The following is a 16632-nucleotide window of genomic DNA, read 5'->3' as shown; positions in this document are numbered from 1 at the left end:
CTCGCAGATAGCGTTTACCGGCGCAGTGAAGAGCCGGGCCCGGCGGGTTGTCAATCGAGCGGCTTCCGGTACTCACCGGCAACCGGATTACGGCACCGCACGGTTGTCACGCGGCGACGAAGTTGTGCCGCGCACGGCCAGCAGCGCCCCGGCGAGGGTCAGTCCGGCCGCGGCGAGCAGGCCCGCCGTGTAACCCCCGGCCAGCGCCTGGCCGGGCGGTGCGCCCGCGTCGAGCCGCAGCGTCCGCACGGTGGTCAGCACGGCGCCGACCAGCGCGACACCCAGCGCGCTCGACAGCTCGCGGGACGCGGTGAGCAGCCCCGAAGCCGTGCCCGACTGCCCTTCGGCCACGACGTCCAGCGCGTGCGACGTCAGCGGCGTCGTGAACGCCGACCCGGCGCCGATCAGCACCAGGGCGGGCGCGCGCGGTGCGAGGGCCGCGATGTGGTTCACCGCGGCCAGGGCGAGCAGCCCGGTGGCGACCACGGCGAGCCCGGCCCCGACCGTCCGTTGTGGACCGAGGGCCGACACCGCCCGCGGCACCACCGGTGTCGCGGCCACCACGGCGACCGCGACCAGCACCAGGGGCAGCCCGGCCCGGACCGGGTCGAGGCCCAGGAACTCCTGGTGCAGCACCGGGGTGAAGAACACGATCCCCGAGACCCCGAGGCCCCACAGCACCTGGACGACGAGGGAACCGGCGAACACCCGGTTGCCGGTCAGGGCCATGGGCACCAGCGGTGCCCGCGCCCGCCGTTCCCGGACCACGAAACCCGCACCGAGCGCGGCACCGGCGGCGAGCAGCGCGCTTCCGGTTGCCGGGTGCGAGCCCAGCTCGACGAGCGCGGCGGTGAGCAGGACCGAGCTCGCCGTCACGACCGCCATCGCCGCGACGGGCGGACGGGGACCGCCCGGGCTCCGGCCGCGCGGGGTGGTTCCGGGCAGCAGGACGAGCATCGCCGCCACGAACGGGAGGTTGACGAAGAAGATCCAGCCCCAGCCGAGGTATTCGCTCAGCAGCCCGCCGAGTGCGGGGCCGAGGGCCAGCGCGGCGGCCAGGCACGCCGTCCAGACGGCGGCCCCGAGCGTCCGGCCCCGCGCGTCGAGGTTCGAGCGCAGCAGGCTCAGCAGGCCGGGCACCAGGAACGCGGCCGCGGCGCCCTGCACGACCCGCGCCGCGACCAGCAGGCCGGCCGAATCCGCCAGCCCGCCGACGACCGCGCCGAAGCCGAACGCGAGCAGCCCGGCCACCAGCGTCGCGCGGCGGCCCCAGCGGTCGACGAGGGTGCCCGCCACCAGGAGCAGCCCGGCGAACGGGAGCATGTAGCCGAGCGCGACCCACTGCACCGAACCGAGGTCCAGGCCCAGGTCCCGCGCGATGGACGGCGCGCCCGCCGCGACGATCGTGTTGTCCAGGGTCGTGACGAACGCGCCGAGCGCGATCACCACCAGCGTCCGCCGCGTCATCGCGCGCTCCCCGCCGGCTCGCGCGCGGCCGCGGCCGGCCGGCGGCGCGGGAACCACCAGTTGGCTTCGCCGAGGCGGGCCATCACGGCCGGGACCAGCACGCACCGGACGACGACGGCGTCGAAGAGCACCGCGACGGCCAGCCCGACCCCGGCCTCGCGCACGACCCGGGCGTCCACGAACGCGAACGCCCCGAACACCAGCGCCATGATCAGCGCGGCCGCGGTGATGGTCCGCCCGGTCGCCGCGACGCCGTCGACGACCGCGGCCCGCGTGTCACCGTGGCGGCGCCACGCCTCCTGGATCCGGGCGATGAGGAAGACCTCGTAGTCCATCGAAAGCCCGAAGAGCCCGGCGAACAGGAACACCGGCAGGTACGGCTCGACCGGGCCGCCGAAGGTGACCACCACCGCACCCGTCGTCGCGGCCGCGGTCAGCAGGTTCATCACCGCCGCGGTCAGCGGGATCAGCACGCTGCGGAACACCCACGCGAGCAGCAGCACCGAGATGCCGACCACGCTGAGCAGGAACAGGGGCAGCCGCGCGGTGATGGCGGCGGAGAAGTCGGCGCGCGCGGCGACCAGCCCGCCGACGTGGGTGTCCGGGCCGCCGACGGTGGTGGCCATCGCCCGGGTCCAGGTCAGCAGCTCGTCGGTGGCCGGGTCGCCGGGCGCGGTGCGCGGGGTGACCGTGAGCAGCCAGCCACCGCCGGGCAGGGCCGTGGCCGGGCCGACGTCGGCGCGGGCGAGCAGCGCTTCCCGGAGCGTGCCCAGCGACGCGTCGCCGGTGCCGGTCACCAGCAGCGGAGCCCCGGCGCCCGGGCCGAACCCCTCGTCCAGCAGGTGCGCGGCGGTCTTCGTGATGCTCCCGGGCGGGTCGAGCGCGGCGTCCGGGACGCCGAGCCGCAGCCCGGTCACCGGCAGCGCGAGCACCCCGACGACCGCCAGCGCGGCGAGGGTGTACGGGCCCGGCCGGCCGGTCACCGAGCGCGCGAGCCGGGCCCAGCGGCCACCGGGCCTGTCGGTCCCGGCCCGCATCCGGTGCGCGGCCGGGCGCAGCAACGCGGGCAGCAGCGTCAGCGCGGCCGACGCGGTCAGCAGCACGGAAACCGCGGCGGCCGCGGCGATGCCGTCGAGGAACGACAGGCCGACGGTCAGCATGCCCGCCAGCGACACGCAGACGGTCACGCACGCGAAGACGACGCTGCGGCCGGATGTCGCCGCGGCCATGACCAGCGCCGACGCCGGTTCCGCGCCTTCGCGGCGGCCCTGCCGGTAGCGGGTGAGCACGAACAGCGCGTAGTCCACGCCGACGCCGAGCCCGAGCAGCGCGGCGATCTCGGTGCTGATCTTCGGCACGGTCATGACGTGCGACAACAGCGTGACGGCCGCGAGCGCGCAGCCGACCGAAACCGAGGCGGTGACGACCGGGAGCACGACGCAGGCGGGCGACCGGAACGTCACCAGCAGCACCAGGGCCGCGGCGAGCAGGCCGATCCCGGCGTTGCCCAGGTCCGGCGCGACCGCCGTCATCGCGGCGAGCTCGCCCGACGCGCCGGCGGTCAGCCCGCCGGCGTCGCGGACGACGTCGGCGAAGGCGTCCGCGGTGCCCTGGCCGAGGTCCGCGGCCGGGGCGTCGAACCGCACGGGCAGCACGGCGGTCCGCCGGTCGGCCGACACCCGGCCGGGCGGCGGGCCGACCGCGACGGCGTGCGGGAGCGCCGCGAGCCGGGCGGCCAGCGCGTCGAGCCGGGCTCGTCCCGGGCCCGTGTCGACCGGGCCGTCCGGCGCCCGGACGACGACGTGTTCTTCGGTGCCGGTGCCGCGCAAGAGATTCGCCGCCGCGGTGCTGTCCGCGGCGGGCAGGTCGACGGTGTCGCGGAAGGCCGCGCCGGTGTGCAGCACGGCGAAACCGAGCCCGGCCAGGAGCGTCAGCCACAGCGCGACGACCGCCCCGGACCGGCGGAAACACCACGCAACGACCGACGTCATGGTTGATCACGCTAACAACGAAAAGGGCGGCGAAGATACCGTCCGGCTTCACAAATCGAATCGCGAAAACCCTTGCGGCGGTGAGTGTTCCGCCGCTTGTCGGCCACGTGACAAATCCGCGCGCACCCCTTGGTCCGCAGATGACAGAACGGCGTCCGGCGGTTGCGGATCTCGTTTCCGTGTGCGTACATGACCTTCGCGCCGATGCGGAAAGGGGTGGCCATGACCTGGACGATCACCGTCCCCCACCCCCGCGGCACCGGCCGGGCGCGGCAGCTGTGGTGCTCGCTGCCGGCCGAGCTCGCGCGGCGGTTCCGGCCGCACGCCGACCCCCTCGCGCGGCGGATCCTCGAGGAGATCCAGCGGGCCGTGCCCGAATACGCCAAGCCCCTCGAAGGCGAGTTCGGGAAGATGATCGTGCTGGCCATCGAGCAGGCGGTCGTCAGCTGCATCGACAGCATCGACGACGTCGGGTCCACAGAGGACGATTGGCCGAAGTTGTTCCTGGACGTGGGAAAGCGCGTTCACCACGACGGCGGCAGCCTCAACTCGCTGCAGGCCGCCTACCGCGCCGGCGGCCGGGCGGCGTGGCGGTACATCGCCGAGCTCGGTCAGGCCCACCGCTTCCCGGCGGCCGTCCTGTGCGTCGGCGCGGAGGCGATTTTCGCCTACGTGGAAGAGATTTCGTCCTACTCGGTGGAGGGGTACACACTCGCGCAGGCGATGGCGACCGGCACGCTCGAACGCCGTCGCCGCCGGCTGCTCGAACTGCTGCTGGCCACGCCGCCGTCGTCGCCCGCGACGATCGCGACGATGGCGAAGGCCGCGAAGTGGACGATGCCCGAGTGGGTCACGGTCGTCGCGCTCGACCCGCGCACCGAGCAGCACCTCGCCCCGGCGCCCCAGGTCGCCGACGACGTGCTGCTCGACCTGGAAGGCACCGAACCGTGCCTGCTGACCCCGAACCCGGAGCGCGACCTGCGCGGCCTCGAAGGCCGGCTCGGCGGCTGGCGCGCGGCGGTCGGCCCGCGGGTGCGGCCGGCGGACGCGGCGACGTCGGCGTTGTGGGCGCGCCGGACGCTCGGCCTGGTCCGCCGCGGCGTGGCCGGCGACGGGGCCGTGACGCACACGGCCGACCACCTGGCGACGCACTGGCTGCTGCTGGACCGGTTCCTGCTCGACGAACTGTCGGCGAAGACCTTGGCGCCGTTCGCGAGCCTGACGGTGAAGCAGCAGGTCCGGCTGGCCGAGACGTTGCTGAGCTGGCTGGAGCACAACGGGAGCACGCCGGAGATCGCGCAGGCGCTGGGCATCCACCCGCAGACGGTCCGGTACCGCGTGAGCCAGCTGAGCGGGCTCTTCGGCGACCGGCTGGCGGATCCGGCGCAGCGCCTGGAGATCCAGATGGCGCTGCGGGCGCACCAGCTGCTGGGCACGCAGCCGCGGGAAGCCGGCCACTGACCGGGTCTTGACCGTGCGACACGCGCTCCCGCATGCTGTTAGCGCTAACAGCGCGGGAGGATGCGCGGATGACCCAGACCGAAGTCACGCGGGAGCCCTTCGGCCGCGTCGACGGCACCGACGTCCACCGCTACACGCTCAGCCGGCCCGGCGGGCTCACCGTCCGCGTCCTCGACTACGGCGGTGTCGTCCAGTCGCTCGAAGCACCCGATCGCACCGGGCGGGCCGCCAACGTGGTCCTGGGGCACCCCGGCCTCGACGACTACGTCGCCGGCAACCGGCCGGGCGCGGCCCGCGTCTTCCTGGGCGCGCTGATCGGCCGGTTCGCGAACCGGATCGCCGGCGGCGCGTTCGTCCTCGACGGCGTCCTCCACCGGGTCCCGGCGAACGACGGGAAGAACTGCCTGCACGGCGGCCCCGCCGGGTTCGACACGCGGGTGTGGTCGGCGGCCCCGGTCCCCGGCGGCCTGCGGCTCACGCTCGTCAGCCCGGACGGCGACCAGGGCTTCCCCGGCCGGCTCACCACCGAGGTCACCTACCGCCTCGACCACCGGCTGCGCATCACCTACCGCGCGACCACGGACGCCCCGACGGTCGTGAACCTCACCAACCACACGTACTGGAACCTGGCCGGCACCGGCGACGTCTCCGCGCACTGGCTGTCCATCGCCGCGGACCGCTACTGCCCCACGGGCCCGGACCTCATCCCGGAGGGCGACCCGGCGCCGGTCGGGGGCACGCCGTTCGACTTCCGCCGCGGCGCCCGGATCGGCGAGTACGGCTACGACCACAACTGGGTGCTCGACGACGGCGCGCCGTACGCCGCGCGGGCGTGGGAGCCGACGTCGGGCCGGTTGCTGACGATGCGGACGACCGAGCCGGGACTGCAGTTCTACGCGGGCGGCAGCCTGCCGCACCGCGGCGCCGGGTTCGCGCTGGAGGCCCAGCACTTCCCGGACTCGCCGAACCGGCCGGACTTCCCGAGCACGGTCCTGCGCCCGGGCGAGGTCTACCACCAGGAGACGGAGTTCGAGCTGACCACGGCCGACGAGCCGCCGGTGGCGTGAGCAACACCCGGCCCGGGAGCGCGGCGTTCGCCGTTACCCTCGCCGATCATGGGAAACCTTGTTGCCGACCTCGCGCCCACCGGGGTGCTCCGCGCCGCGATCAACCTCGGGAACCCGGTGCTCGCGAACGGGACGCCCGCGGCGCCCGGCGGCGTCACCGTCGACCTCGCGCGCGAGGTGGCCGCGCGGCTCGGCGTGCCGGTGGAGTTCGCCTGCTTCGACGCGGCGCGGAAGTCGTTCGAGGCGCTGACGTCGGGCGCCGCCGACCTCTGCTTCCTGGCGATCGAACCGGCACGGGCGGCGCAGGTCGCGTTCACCGCGCCGTATGTGGTCATCGAAGGCGTGTACGTCGTCCCGGACGGCTCCGCGTTGTCGGCCCCGGCCGAGGTCGACCAGCCGGGTGTCCGGGTCGGCGTCAAGGAGGGGTCCGCCTACGACCTGTTCCTCACGCGGACGCTGGCGCACGCGACGGTCGTGCGCGGCGCGGACGGCGTGGTCGCGTTCGAGGAACAGGGCCTGGAGGTGGCCGCCGGGATCCGGCAGCCGATGACCGCCTACGCCGCCGCACACCCGGGCACCCGGGTGATCGACGAGCGGTTCATGCAGATCCAGCAGGCCGTCGCGACGACGCCGGCCCGGCAGCCCGAGACCGTCGCGTTCCTGCGTGACCTGGTCGAGGAGCTGAAGGCCGCCGGGTTCGTCGCCGACTCCCTGCGCCGGGCCGGCCAGGCCGGCGCGACCGTCGCCCCGCCCGCGACCGACTGAGCCTCCCGGACCGGCAGGGGCGCCCCTGTCACTGTGCGCGGTCTCCCGCCGACGGAGCGGTCTCGCTTGCTCGTCGCCGCCGTCATGGATGCGCTATCGCGTCTTCTCGACGGTCGCAACGAGTGCTACGTTTCTCCTGGTGCAGGGCGATGCCGACCCGAGGAGTTGCGATGAGGCTTACCGCCAGCGCGCACACCGACTCGTTCTGCCGTGATCGGCTGCCGCCCTTCGAACAGTGGCCGCGGCTCGTCTTCGACCTCCCCGAGCTGCGGTACCCCGACCGGCTCAACGCCGCCACCGCACTGCTGGACGGCGCCGTCGAGCGGTTCGGCGCCGACCGGCCGTGCCTGCGCTCGCCCGCCGAGACCTGGACGTACGGCGAAGTCCTCGCGCGCGCCAACCGGATCGCGCACGTGCTCACCGCCGACTTCGGTGTCGTGCCCGGGAACCGCGTGCTGCTGCGGGGCACCAACACGCCGTGGCTCGCGGCGTGCTGGCTGGGCGTCCTCAAGGCCGGCGCGGTCGCCGTCTCCACGATGCCGATGCTGCGCCGCCGCGAGCTCGACAAGATCGCCGACCGGGCGCAGCCGGCCGTCGCCCTGTGCGACGAGCACCTGCTCGGCGAGCTGCCGCCGGGGCTGCCCGTCGTCGCCTACGGCACCGAACTCGCCGAACGCTGCGCGCGGCACCCGGCGGCCTTCGCCGACGTGCCGACGGCCGCCGACGACGTCGCCCTGCTCGCCTTCACCTCCGGCACCACCGGGACACCCAAGGCGACCATGCACTTCCACCGCGACCTGCTCGCCATCGCCGACACGTTCTCCCGGCACGTCGTGCGGCCCACGGCGGACGACGTCTTCTGCGGCACCCCGCCCCTGGCCTTCACCTTCGGCCTGGGCGGGCTGCTGGTGTTCCCGCTGCACGCGGGCGCGTCCGTGCTCCTGCTCGAGCGCGCCACGCCCCGGGAACTGGCCGCGATCGTCGCCGAGCAAGCGGTGACGGTGCTCTTCACGGCGCCGACGGCCTACCGCGCGATCCTCGGCTCCGGCGACGGCCCCCTGTTCGCCGGGGTCCGCCGCGCCGTCTCCGCCGGCGAAGCCCTGCCCGCCGCCGTGGCCGAGCAGTACCGCGAAGTCGTCGGCCGGCCGCTCATCGACGGCATCGGCAGCACGGAGATGCTGCACGTCTTCATCTCCGCGGCCGACGACGCCGTCCGCCCGGGCACGACCGGCACCGTCGTGCCCGGCTTCCGCGCCGCCGTGCTGGACCTCGACGGCACGCCGGTGCCCGACGGCACGCCCGGGCTGCTCGCGGTGCGGGGCCCCACCGGCTGCCGCTACCTCGAGGACCCGCGGCAAGCCGACTACGTGCGCGACGGCTGGAACCTGACCGGCGACACCTACGTCCGCGAGCCCGGCGGCTACTTCCGGTTCGTGGCGCGCAGCGACGACATGATCGTCTCCTCCGGTTACAACATCGCAGCCCCGGAGGTCGAGGAGGTGCTGCTGACGCACCCGGACGTCGAGGAGTGCGCGGTGGTCGGCACCCCGGATCCGGACCGCGGTGCCGTCGTGACCGCCTTCGTCGTGCCGCGGCCGGGCGCCACCGCGGGCCCGGACCTCGTGCACACCCTGCAGGAGCACGCTAAAGCCGTTGCGGCGCCGTACAAGTACCCGCGCCGGGTGCGGTTCATCGACGCCCTGCCGCGCAACGCGAGCGGCAAGCTGCAGCGATACCTGCTGCGCGAGCGGTGACGGGGGTGACGGGCCCGCTGCCGAGGTGGGGTGGCGGTGGGCCCGTCACGTTCGTGGGGTGCCGGGGACATGTCTCCATCGTAGCCGTGTATTCGAACACTTGTTCGCGTCTCTTCGGCTGAATTCCGGCTACGGAACGTCACAGCGACCGCGGTAACCCCGCCCGTTACCCCCTTCCGGGCGACATTCCGTCCTCAATGGACACTCACGGACCACGGAAACCGCCCCCTGGCCTCTCCGTGACCGCCGACCCGGGCGTCGGCCGGAACCTCCGGCGGTCAGCGGTAAAACTCCGGACACCGCCCTGACCTGGACCGGAGGAGCATCACCCCGACGCGCCGCGGAGCCGGTGGAGAACCCCGCGCCGCGACCCCATAAAGTCTTCGCGCAGCCATCCGGAGGTGAACGCCAGCGTGCCCGAGGTCGACTACTACGAGGTGCTCGGCGTCCGCCGGGATGCCACGGCGGCCGACGTCAAGACGGCCTACCGCCGGCTGGCCAAGACCATGCACCCGGACGGCGGCGGCACGGTCGGCACGTTCCGGCTGCTCCGCGAGGCCTACGACGTCCTGAGCGACCCGGTCGCCCGCGCGCGGTACGACTCCGGCGGCGCGACCGTCGTGCCCGTCCCGGTCCGGCCGCGGCCCCGGCGGCGCTTCGGCGATGAGCCCGGCTTCGTCCCCGACCTGCCGGAGCTGGACGCCGAAGACCTCAGCTGGTGGCACTTCGCCGGCCAGGACACGCGGATGCGCCACGGCCGCCGTCGCGGGCCCGGGCACACGCCGGTGGTCGCCGCGGTCGGCGGGATGGTGCTCGTGCTGCTGCCGCTGGTGACCGGCGTCGGGTTCAGCACCCCGGTGCTCATCGTCTGGCTGCTGCTCACCGCCGGGACCGCGGTGCTCGTCCAACGGCTGGCCCGCGGGTACCTGCGCGCGAGCAAGGCGCGCGACGCGTACGCCGAGGAGTTCGGCGGCCGCACCGTGTTCGGCGCGCCCGGCACCGAGCGCGACGAGCTGGCCGAGCGGCTGACGGCCGACCTGCTCGAGACCTACCTGACCCGGCTGCCGGGCGCCCGCATCTTCCACGGCCTGGCCTGGCCCGGTTCGGTGTTCGCCGACGTCGACCACGCGGTGCTGTGCGGCAAGCGCCTGGTCCTCATCGAGTCGAAGCTGTGGCTGCCAGGCCACTACGAGACGGCGGAGGACGGCCGCCTGCTGCGCAACGGCCGCCCCTTCCGCGGCGGCGGCAGCCGGCTGGCGGAGAGCCTCGCGGCCTACCGCGAGCTGCTGCCGGGAGTGTCCCTGCGCGGCGCGATGATCGTGTACCCGAGCCGCAGCGGCGAGCTGACCACGGCCGACCCGGCCGACCTGCCGACCGCCCCGATGACCCCGGAGGAGTTCCTGCACGAGATCGGCGAATGGCTCGCGGCGGAACCGTCCACTGTGGACCACGCGGCGCTGCGGACCATGCGCGACCAGGTAGTCGGCGGAGGCGGCCGCGCGGCTTGAGGTGCGCGCTCGTCGGTACCCGCGCGGCTTGAGGTGCGGGCTGCTCGCACTTCGGCGGCCGTGCCAGGCAGGGCAGCTTCCGACGCAGGCCGCGGGACGGCGCTCCGGCAGCTGTGGCGGGCAGAGTGGCTGCGGGCTGCGGGCTGCGGGCTGCGGGCTGCGGGCTGCGGGCTGCGGGCGAACTCTTCGGCGGCCGTGCCCGCGCGCTAGAGGTGCAGGCCACGACAGGACACTCCGGCCGCCGTGTCAGGCTGGGGTGCGTGTCCCCCACCTGCGTGCCCGGCCAGGCCCTGTGAACTCCGTCGCCACCCTCGGCACCGTGCTGCTCGCCTACCTCCCGGCAGCGATCTCGCCGGGGCCGAACTTCGTCCTCATCGCGCACACCGCCGCCGCGGGGACGCGGCGCGCTGCCGTGGCCGTTGCCCTCGGGGTGGTCGCCGCCGGTGGGGCTTTGGCCGCCGTTGCCGTGTTCGGGCTCGGAACCGTGCTGGCCGGAGCACCCTGGCTGGCGACGGCTCTTCGCGTGGTCTGCGGCGGTTACCTCGCCTGGCTGGGCGTTCGGCTGTGGTGGCGCGCCCGGGCACCGGAGGAGCCGGGCGACGACGGCACGCCGGACCGGCGGCCCGCGGCGCTCTTCCGCCGGGGCGTGGTCAGCAATCTCACCAACCCGAAGGCGGCGGCGTTCTTCGGCAGCGTGCTCACCGCGACCCTGCCCCCGGCCGAACCCGCGGCCGTCAAAGCCGCCGCCGTCGGGCTCATCGTCGTCGCCTCGACCGGCTGGCACCTGAGCGTCGCCCTGCTCTTCTCCTCTCCCGCGACCCAGCGCTGGTACGCCCGCGCCAAGCCCGCCCTCAACCGCGTTGTCGGCACCGTTCTCGTCGTCCTCGGCGTCGCCTTGGCCGTAACGCCGTAACGCCGTAACGCCGTGAAGGCCTCCCCGCGCGAGCGAGGAGGCCTTCACGAACGAGAAACCGGCTACCGAGCCCCGCCCGAGGCGCGCTGCTTCTGCGCGTGCGCGGACGCCGTGCAGACCTCGCCGACGTCGACCGTCTGGCCGCGGTCGGCGTACACGTCCGCCACGCCGACCAGCTTGCCCTTCGGCGACGTGCAGGTCAGCTGGTAGGCCTCCTTCGGCCCGTACGTCGGCGGGATCGGCGAGGCGAACGACACGTCGCCGGTCCAGTCGTCGACGGCGTTCGGGTCGGCCTGGTCGTAGTTGACCACCACCGCCTTGTAGTCGCCGGCCGGCGGGTCGAACAGCACGGCGTGCTCGGAGGTCGTGCCGCCGTTGGCCGACGAGCTGACCAGGTTGCCCGCCGAGTCGTAGACGAACAGGTCCCAGTCGGTCGAGCTGCTCTTCCAGTTGATGTTCACGCTGAACTTGCCGTTGTCGACCTGGGGCAGGCCGTTCACGTGGAAGGTGAACGTGTCGCCCGCCGGGTCCGCCGGGTAGTTCTGGTTGATCGGCGGCACCCCGGCCGGGTTGGTCACCCCGAAGCCCTGCTGCGCCGGGCCCTGCGGGTCGCGCCCGTAGCGGCCCGCCACGTACGGCCGGGTCGACGGGTTGACCGACCACGCGAACCGGCCGCCGGTCGTCGTGAACGTCGAGTTCAGGTTGTCGGTGACGTAGATCGGCGGCTTGGTGGTGCCGTCGGCCTGGATCACCGGTGACGTCGGCGTCTGGAACGTCTTGTGGAGCTTCAGCTGGTAGCCCTTCGGCGCCGAGCCGATCAGCGTCGAGTGCGCCTGCGGGTCGGCGGTGTTGGCCAGCATGTCGAGCAGCGCGGCGCGGTTGCCGCCCTTGCCCGCGCCGGTCGTCGGGGCCAGCCCGGCGTACTCGGCGACGACGGCCGTCTCGTAGGCCTCGTGGAAGCCGGCGCCGCCGACCTCGATGGTGAAGCCCCAGCCGCCGGTGGCCCAGTACGACCAGTCCTCGGTGGTGCCGGTCGTGTCGTAGAGCGCCCAGCTCGGCTCGCTGGTGTAGCCGTTGCGCGACGCCATCTTGTCGCCGAGGGCCTTGTAGACCGGCTCCTCCAGCGGCGGCCGCACGTCGGCGACGCCCGGCGGGCGCAGCACCAGGGCCGCGTTGGTGTGCCACGTGATCAGGTTCGTCACCTGGCGGTTCGACACGATCGACCGGATGTTGCGCGACTCCGGCTCGGAGAACGGCGCGGAGCCGCGGAAGGTGTCGCCGCTCCAGGCGATCTCGGCGCCACTGCCGCCCCAGAACCCGGCGTAGTTGCGGTTCGGGTCGGTGCCGCGGACACGGCCGGCGGGGTTGGCCTTGCAGACGCCGGTGGCGTACTGCGGCGGCGAGTCGCTGACGTTGCAGTTCTTGCGCTTCATTTCGTAGTCGAAGCGCGTGAAGTCGCCCTTGGGCTCGGCTTCGCGGGAGATGTCGAAGCCGTCGGGGTTGACGATCGGCACGACGATGTTGCGTGTCCTGCCGACCAAGCCGCGGATCTGGTTGTCGTGGGAGTAGCCGTTGATCAGCTCGTACGCCCACTCCATGACGTGCTCGCCGGCCGGCCACTCCCGGGCGTGGTGCACGCCCATGGTGAAGTCGATCGGCTTGCCGTCGGTGAGGTTCTTGACGTCGGTGGCGATCTCCAGCCCCATGACGTCGCGGCCTTCCCAGGTCGACTCCGGCATGGTGAACGCCGAGACGAGGTTCGGGTTGGCCCGGGCCAGCTCCTTCATCTCGTACTCGTAGTCGTAGAGGTGGCGGTAGCTGGTGCGCCCCGAGGGCAGCACGGACTTGGGCGTCGCGGCCGCGTACGCGCGGTCGGCCTTCGCGTCGGCGACGGACTTGGCGGAGAGGTCGGCCGTGACGACGGTCGACTTGAGGCCGCTCTTGGCGAGCGTGGCGCGGTCGGTGTCATCGGCCAGCACGACCTCGACGCCGGTCGCGTCGCCCTTCTCGGTGACGTCGAGGCCCAGGCCGGTCAGCTTGGTCTTGTCGGCGCGGGTCGGGGTCTGCACGCGGACCAGCTGCGCCTTCTGCGCGCTGGTCGGCGTGCCCTGCGGGGTCAGCGCCAGGAAGTCGACGCCGAGCTGGGCCCGGTCGGCCGAGCCGCCGTAGCGGCAGCCCTGGACGACCAGCTGCTGGCCCTTCTTCACGAAGCTTTCGGCGAGTTCGTGGGTGCGCAACGCGGCGGAAGCGGCGACCACGCCGCCCGTCGCCTTGTCGAACACGGCGATGTCCCAGTCGCCTTCGACGCCCGACGCCGCCATGAGCCGGGCCTGGACCAGGCCGTCCACAGTGGACGTCACTTCGCGCTGGTCGGTGCCCGAGGTGCCCTTGGGCAGCACTTTCGCGAAGCACGAGCGCGGCACCGACTTGTCGGCGCGCAGGATGTTCTGCGCCGCGCCGGCGGTGCCGGACGGCAACGCGACGAACGCCGCGGCCAGTGCGACGGCGGACGCCGTCAGCACCAGTCTTCTTGGTGAATTCCCCACAGGCAAAGACCTCCTTGACGAGGCCGGCACAGCACGGACGTACCGGTAGCGAGTGACCGTAATGGACGAAAACCGGCTCCGGTAACCGCCGTAAGTCGTACAGCCTTCACCCCGTCTTGACACCTTTGGCCACCCAAAAGGACATTTCACCGGGAGTTCAACCCGGCGTCGGCTACTGTCGGTTCATGGTCACGGTCCCTGCGCGACGGACGCCGGTCGCGGTCTCGCTGAGCGGCATCGCGGCGCTCGTGCTCGGCGCCGCGCTGGTGCTGCTGCTGCAGGTGATCCCGCCGACCGACGAGATCAGCGCGACCCGCCGCACCATCAGCGAATACGGGCTGTCGGACCACAAGTGGGTGTTCGACCTCGCCGTGGTGCTGGTCGCGCTCGGCTCGGCCGCGGGGCTCGCGGCTCTGCACCACGAGCGGCGGCTGCCGGCGGCCGCCGCCGTCCTGGGTGCACTGTGGACGGTCGGGCTGCTGGTGATCGTGGCCTTCCCGAAACCGGACTGGGCGACGGTCTCGCGCGCGGACTTCGGCGGCACACTGCACCGGATCGCGAGCGTGGTGGCGTTCGTCGCGCTCCCGCTGGCGGTGCTGGTCGCTTCGCGCACGGCGTTCCCGGACTCCCCCGGCCGCCGGCTGCTGGCCCGCGTGCTCGCGGTCGCGTCGCTGGGCTGGTTCGCGGTGATCCTCGGCGCGGTCGTCGTGGCCGCGGTCGAAGGCGGCCGCTGGTGGACGCTCATCCCGTTGGGCCTGGTGGAACGCGGGATGGCGCTGACGGAACTGGTGGCGCTGGGCACCCTGGTGGCGCCGGCCCGCGCTCAGCCGCGGTAGAGCTCCGTCAGCAACGCGGCGGCCAGGTGCGTCGCCGGGTGCGCGTCGCGGTGGCGCCAGATCAGCCGGACCGGCACCGGGTCCGCGTCGCGCAGCGGCCGGTAGCGGATGCCGTCGCGGCGGTACTGCGCCGCGGTCGCCTCGGGGGTGACGCCGACGCAGCGCCCGGTCGCGATGGCCGCCAGCCAGTCGTCGATGTCGTGGGTGTACTCGACCGCCGGGCGCGCGCCTTCGGGCCACAGGTCGGGCGTCGTCGTCCCGGTGCGCCGGTCGACGACGAGCGTGCGTTCGCCGAGTTCGGCGAACGGGATGACGCGGCGCCGCGCCCACGGGTCGTCCGAGGCGAGGGCGACGTACCGGCGTTCGCGGCCGACGAGCACGTGCGCGTACCTGTGGCTGTCCACGGCGGTGCGGACGACCGCCAGGTCGCAGCGTCCCTCGGCCAGTCCCCCGGTCGCCGTGTTGGTCCGGACCAGCTGCAGCTCGACGTCGGGGTACCGGTCCTGCCAGCGCCGCTGGAACTCCGTGGTGTGCCGCCCCACCGCCGACCACGCGTGCCCGAGCCGGAGCCGGGCGTGGCCGGTCGTGACCTCGTGCACGAGCGTTTCGGCGTCGGCCAGCAGCACCCGGGCCCGGGCGAGGACCGTCACGCCGGCCGTGGTCGGCTCGACGGTCCGGCTCGTGCGGTGCAGCAGCCGCACCCCGAGGACCCGCTCCAGCGCGAGCAGCGTCCGCGACACCGTGGCCTGCGAGACACCCAGCTCGATCGCGGCGTCGGTGAAGCTCCCGGTGTCCACGACCGCGACGAAGTGCCGCAGGTGGCGCAGCTCCAGCGAGGCATCCATACGTCCAGCGTATAGCCGACGTGTCGGATGCATTTTGCGTATGCATGAACCGGGCTGATAGTCGGGGCATGGCGAACGAAGGACGGTGGCGCGGTGCGGCGCTGATGGCGGGCAGTGGGCTGGCCAACCAGGTGGGCGCGTCCGTCGCGGCCCTGGCCTTCCCGCAGCTCGGGCCGGCCGGGGTGGTCGCGGTCCGCCAGTGGGTCGCGGCCGTGGTGCTGCTGGCGACCGGGCGACCGCGCCTGCGCGGGTTCACCGCGGCCCAGTGGCGGCTCGTGCTGACCCTGGCGCTGGTGTTCGGGACGATGAACCTGGCGCTGTACAGCGCGGTCGACCGGATCGGCCTCGGCCTGGCCGTGACGCTGGAGTTCCTCGGCCCGCTGGGCGTCGCGCTCGCCGGGTCGCGGCGCCGCGGCGACCTGCTCTGCGCGCTCGTCGCGGCGGCCGCGGTGGTGGTCCTGGTGCGGCCGCGGCCGAGCACGGACTACCTCGGCATCGGCCTGGCGCTGCTCGCGGCGGCGTGCTGGGCGAGCTACATACTGCTCAACCGCGCGGTGGGGGCCCGCATCCCCGGCGTCGCGGGCTCGGCGGCCGCCGCCGGCGCTTCCGGGCTGGCGTACCTGCCGGTCGGCGTCTTCGCGATGGTCGCGCACCGCCCGAGCGTGGGCGCGGTCCTGGCCGCGGTGACCGCCGGCGTCCTGTCGTCGGCGGTCCCGATGCTCGCCGACCTGCTGTCGCTGCGGCAGGTCCCGGCCTCGGTGTTCGGCACGGTGATGAGCGTGAACCCGGTACTGGCCGCATTGGTCGGCTGGGTGGTCCTCGGCCAGCGCCTCGACGCGCTCTCCTGGGCGGCGACCGGCGTGATCGTCGTGGTCAACGTCGTCGCGGTGGTCAGACCTGCCGCAGGACCGGTTCCGTCGTCTCCGTCAGCCGCGGGTCCGGCCGTTCCCCCGACATCGCCAGGAAGCCGCGCGCGACCCGGAGCAGCAACGGCCAGTTCTTCGGGTTCTTCTTGTCCACCCCGCCGATCAACTGCTTGAGCATCGAGAGCGTGTCGAAGTAGATGCGCTCGCACACGAGGTTCTCGTCGCCGTCGAAGACGAAGTAGGCCGTCATGCGCACGCGGAACGCCGAGCCCGTCGGCGGGATCGCGCCGAGCGGGCCGAGGTGCGTGCCCAGCAGCCAGAACTCGACGGCGACCGCGTCCGCGCTGTGGCGCAGCGCGATCAGCTCGTGGTGCTGGTCGGGGAACGCGACGCGGGTGTCGTGGTAGTAGCCGCGGACGGCGCGGTCGCCGTCGTGCACCGTCATGGTCGCGATCACTTCGTAGTGCGGGTGCGGGAACGTCGAGAGCGTCGCGTCCCAGTCCTGGGCGACCTCGTCGCGGAAGTGGTCGAGCACCAGCTTCTGCCGCGCCGCGAGGACCTCGGGGGCGGGGATGTCGAACTCGGTCATCGCACTCCCTTAAATCTACGGTGT

The 16632-nt window shown here is 73.6% G+C and carries 12 protein-coding genes and 1 pseudogene; 8 read left to right on the top strand and 5 right to left on the bottom strand.

What is annotated here, in order from left to right; translation table 11 throughout:
* Nucleotides 1-87: 87 nt before the first annotated feature.
* Both ACYVLJ_RS21830 and ACYVLJ_RS21825 read right to left on the bottom strand, forming a co-directional pair.
* Nucleotides 88-1467, bottom strand: coding sequence for an MFS transporter (locus tag ACYVLJ_RS21830; RefSeq protein ID WP_460440058.1), 1380 nt, complete (start codon nucleotides 1465-1467; stop codon nucleotides 88-90).
* On the bottom strand, nucleotides 1464-3458 hold the full coding sequence (locus ACYVLJ_RS21825; RefSeq protein ID WP_460440057.1) for an MMPL family transporter: 1995 nt from the start codon (nucleotides 3456-3458) through the stop codon (nucleotides 1464-1466). The genes ACYVLJ_RS21830 and ACYVLJ_RS21825 overlap by 4 nt, the downstream gene beginning before the upstream one ends.
* 222 nt (nucleotides 3459-3680) lie before the next feature.
* Here ACYVLJ_RS21825 and ACYVLJ_RS21820 point away from each other — a divergent pair, with 222 nt between their 5' ends.
* The 6 genes from ACYVLJ_RS21820 (at nucleotide 3681) to ACYVLJ_RS21795 (ending at nucleotide 10926) form a co-directional block, all read left to right on the top strand.
* Nucleotides 3681-4919, top strand: coding sequence for a helix-turn-helix domain-containing protein (locus ACYVLJ_RS21820; RefSeq protein ID WP_460440056.1), 1239 nt, complete (start codon nucleotides 3681-3683; stop codon nucleotides 4917-4919).
* Nucleotides 4920-4987: 68 nt separating this feature from the next.
* Nucleotides 4988-5986, top strand: a complete 999-nt coding sequence (locus ACYVLJ_RS21815; RefSeq protein WP_460440055.1) for an aldose epimerase family protein — start codon at nucleotides 4988-4990, stop codon at nucleotides 5984-5986.
* A 48-nt stretch (nucleotides 5987-6034) separates the two neighbouring features.
* Nucleotides 6035-6751, top strand: a complete 717-nt coding sequence (locus ACYVLJ_RS21810; protein ID WP_460440054.1) for a type 2 periplasmic-binding domain-containing protein — start codon at nucleotides 6035-6037, stop codon at nucleotides 6749-6751.
* A gap of 170 nt (nucleotides 6752-6921) precedes the next feature.
* Nucleotides 6922-8505, top strand: a complete 1584-nt coding sequence (locus tag ACYVLJ_RS21805) for an acyl-CoA synthetase family protein (RefSeq protein WP_460440053.1) — start codon at nucleotides 6922-6924, stop codon at nucleotides 8503-8505.
* A 413-nt stretch (nucleotides 8506-8918) separates the two neighbouring features.
* Nucleotides 8919-10013, top strand: coding sequence for a J domain-containing protein (locus ACYVLJ_RS21800; protein ID WP_460440052.1), 1095 nt, complete (start codon nucleotides 8919-8921; stop codon nucleotides 10011-10013).
* Nucleotides 10014-10305: 292 nt separating this feature from the next.
* Entirely contained in the window at nucleotides 10306-10926 is a 621-nt protein-coding gene (locus tag ACYVLJ_RS21795; RefSeq protein WP_451981244.1) for a LysE family translocator, read from the top strand.
* A 62-nt stretch (nucleotides 10927-10988) separates the two neighbouring features.
* On the opposite strand, the gene ACYVLJ_RS21790 is transcribed toward ACYVLJ_RS21795, so the two are convergent.
* Nucleotides 10989-13448, bottom strand: coding sequence for a M14 family metallopeptidase (locus ACYVLJ_RS21790; protein ID WP_460440051.1), 2460 nt, complete (start codon nucleotides 13446-13448; stop codon nucleotides 10989-10991).
* A gap of 209 nt (nucleotides 13449-13657) precedes the next feature.
* Here ACYVLJ_RS21790 and ACYVLJ_RS21785 point away from each other — a divergent pair, with 209 nt between their 5' ends.
* The gene (locus ACYVLJ_RS21785; protein ID WP_460440050.1) at nucleotides 13658-14308 is read left to right on the top strand and encodes a DUF998 domain-containing protein; all 651 of its coding nucleotides are present in this window, start codon (nucleotides 13658-13660) and stop codon (nucleotides 14306-14308) included.
* Here the strand turns inward: ACYVLJ_RS21785 and ACYVLJ_RS21780 are convergent.
* The gene (locus tag ACYVLJ_RS21780; RefSeq protein ID WP_460440049.1) at nucleotides 14296-15153 is read right to left on the bottom strand and encodes a LysR family transcriptional regulator; all 858 of its coding nucleotides are present in this window, start codon (nucleotides 15151-15153) and stop codon (nucleotides 14296-14298) included. The two genes, ACYVLJ_RS21785 and ACYVLJ_RS21780, sit on opposite strands and share 13 nt — an antisense overlap.
* Nucleotides 15154-15221: 68 nt before the next feature.
* On the opposite strand from ACYVLJ_RS21780, the gene ACYVLJ_RS21775 reads away from it, so the two are divergent.
* Nucleotides 15222-16193, top strand: coding sequence for an EamA family transporter (locus tag ACYVLJ_RS21775; RefSeq protein WP_460440048.1), 972 nt, complete (start codon nucleotides 15222-15224; stop codon nucleotides 16191-16193).
* 49 nt (nucleotides 16194-16242) lie between these two features.
* Here the strand turns inward: ACYVLJ_RS21775 and ACYVLJ_RS21770 are convergent.
* Nucleotides 16243-16608: pseudogene (locus ACYVLJ_RS21770) on the bottom strand (ester cyclase); the annotation flags it as partial.
* Nucleotides 16609-16632 lie beyond the last annotated feature (24 nt).

It is taken from the genome of Amycolatopsis stemonae (assembly GCF_054781455.1).
Note: the sequence above shows the minus strand (reverse complement) of the source record. Positions and strands in the feature narration are given on the sequence as shown.

Bases quoted from the DNA above. Each gene is read 5' to 3' on its own strand.
- ACYVLJ_RS21805 (WP_460440053.1), top strand. From the start codon at position 6,922: ATGAGGCTTACCGCCAGCGCGCACACCGACTCGTTCTGCCGTGATCGG.
- ACYVLJ_RS21775 (WP_460440048.1), top strand. From the start codon at position 15,222: ATGGCGAACGAAGGACGGTGGCGCGGTGCGGCGCTGATGGCGGGCAGT.
- ACYVLJ_RS21815 (WP_460440055.1), top strand. From the start codon at position 4,988: ATGACCCAGACCGAAGTCACGCGGGAGCCCTTCGGCCGCGTCGACGGC.
- ACYVLJ_RS21820 (WP_460440056.1), top strand. From the start codon at position 3,681: ATGACCTGGACGATCACCGTCCCCCACCCCCGCGGCACCGGCCGGGCG.
- ACYVLJ_RS21785 (WP_460440050.1), top strand. From the start codon at position 13,658: ATGGTCACGGTCCCTGCGCGACGGACGCCGGTCGCGGTCTCGCTGAGC.
- ACYVLJ_RS21825 (WP_460440057.1), bottom strand. From the start codon at position 3,458: ATGACGTCGGTCGTTGCGTGGTGTTTCCGCCGGTCCGGGGCGGTCGTC.
- ACYVLJ_RS21830 (WP_460440058.1), bottom strand. From the start codon at position 1,467: ATGACGCGGCGGACGCTGGTGGTGATCGCGCTCGGCGCGTTCGTCACG.
- ACYVLJ_RS21810 (WP_460440054.1), top strand. From the start codon at position 6,035: ATGGGAAACCTTGTTGCCGACCTCGCGCCCACCGGGGTGCTCCGCGCC.
- ACYVLJ_RS21780 (WP_460440049.1), bottom strand. From the start codon at position 15,153: ATGGATGCCTCGCTGGAGCTGCGCCACCTGCGGCACTTCGTCGCGGTC.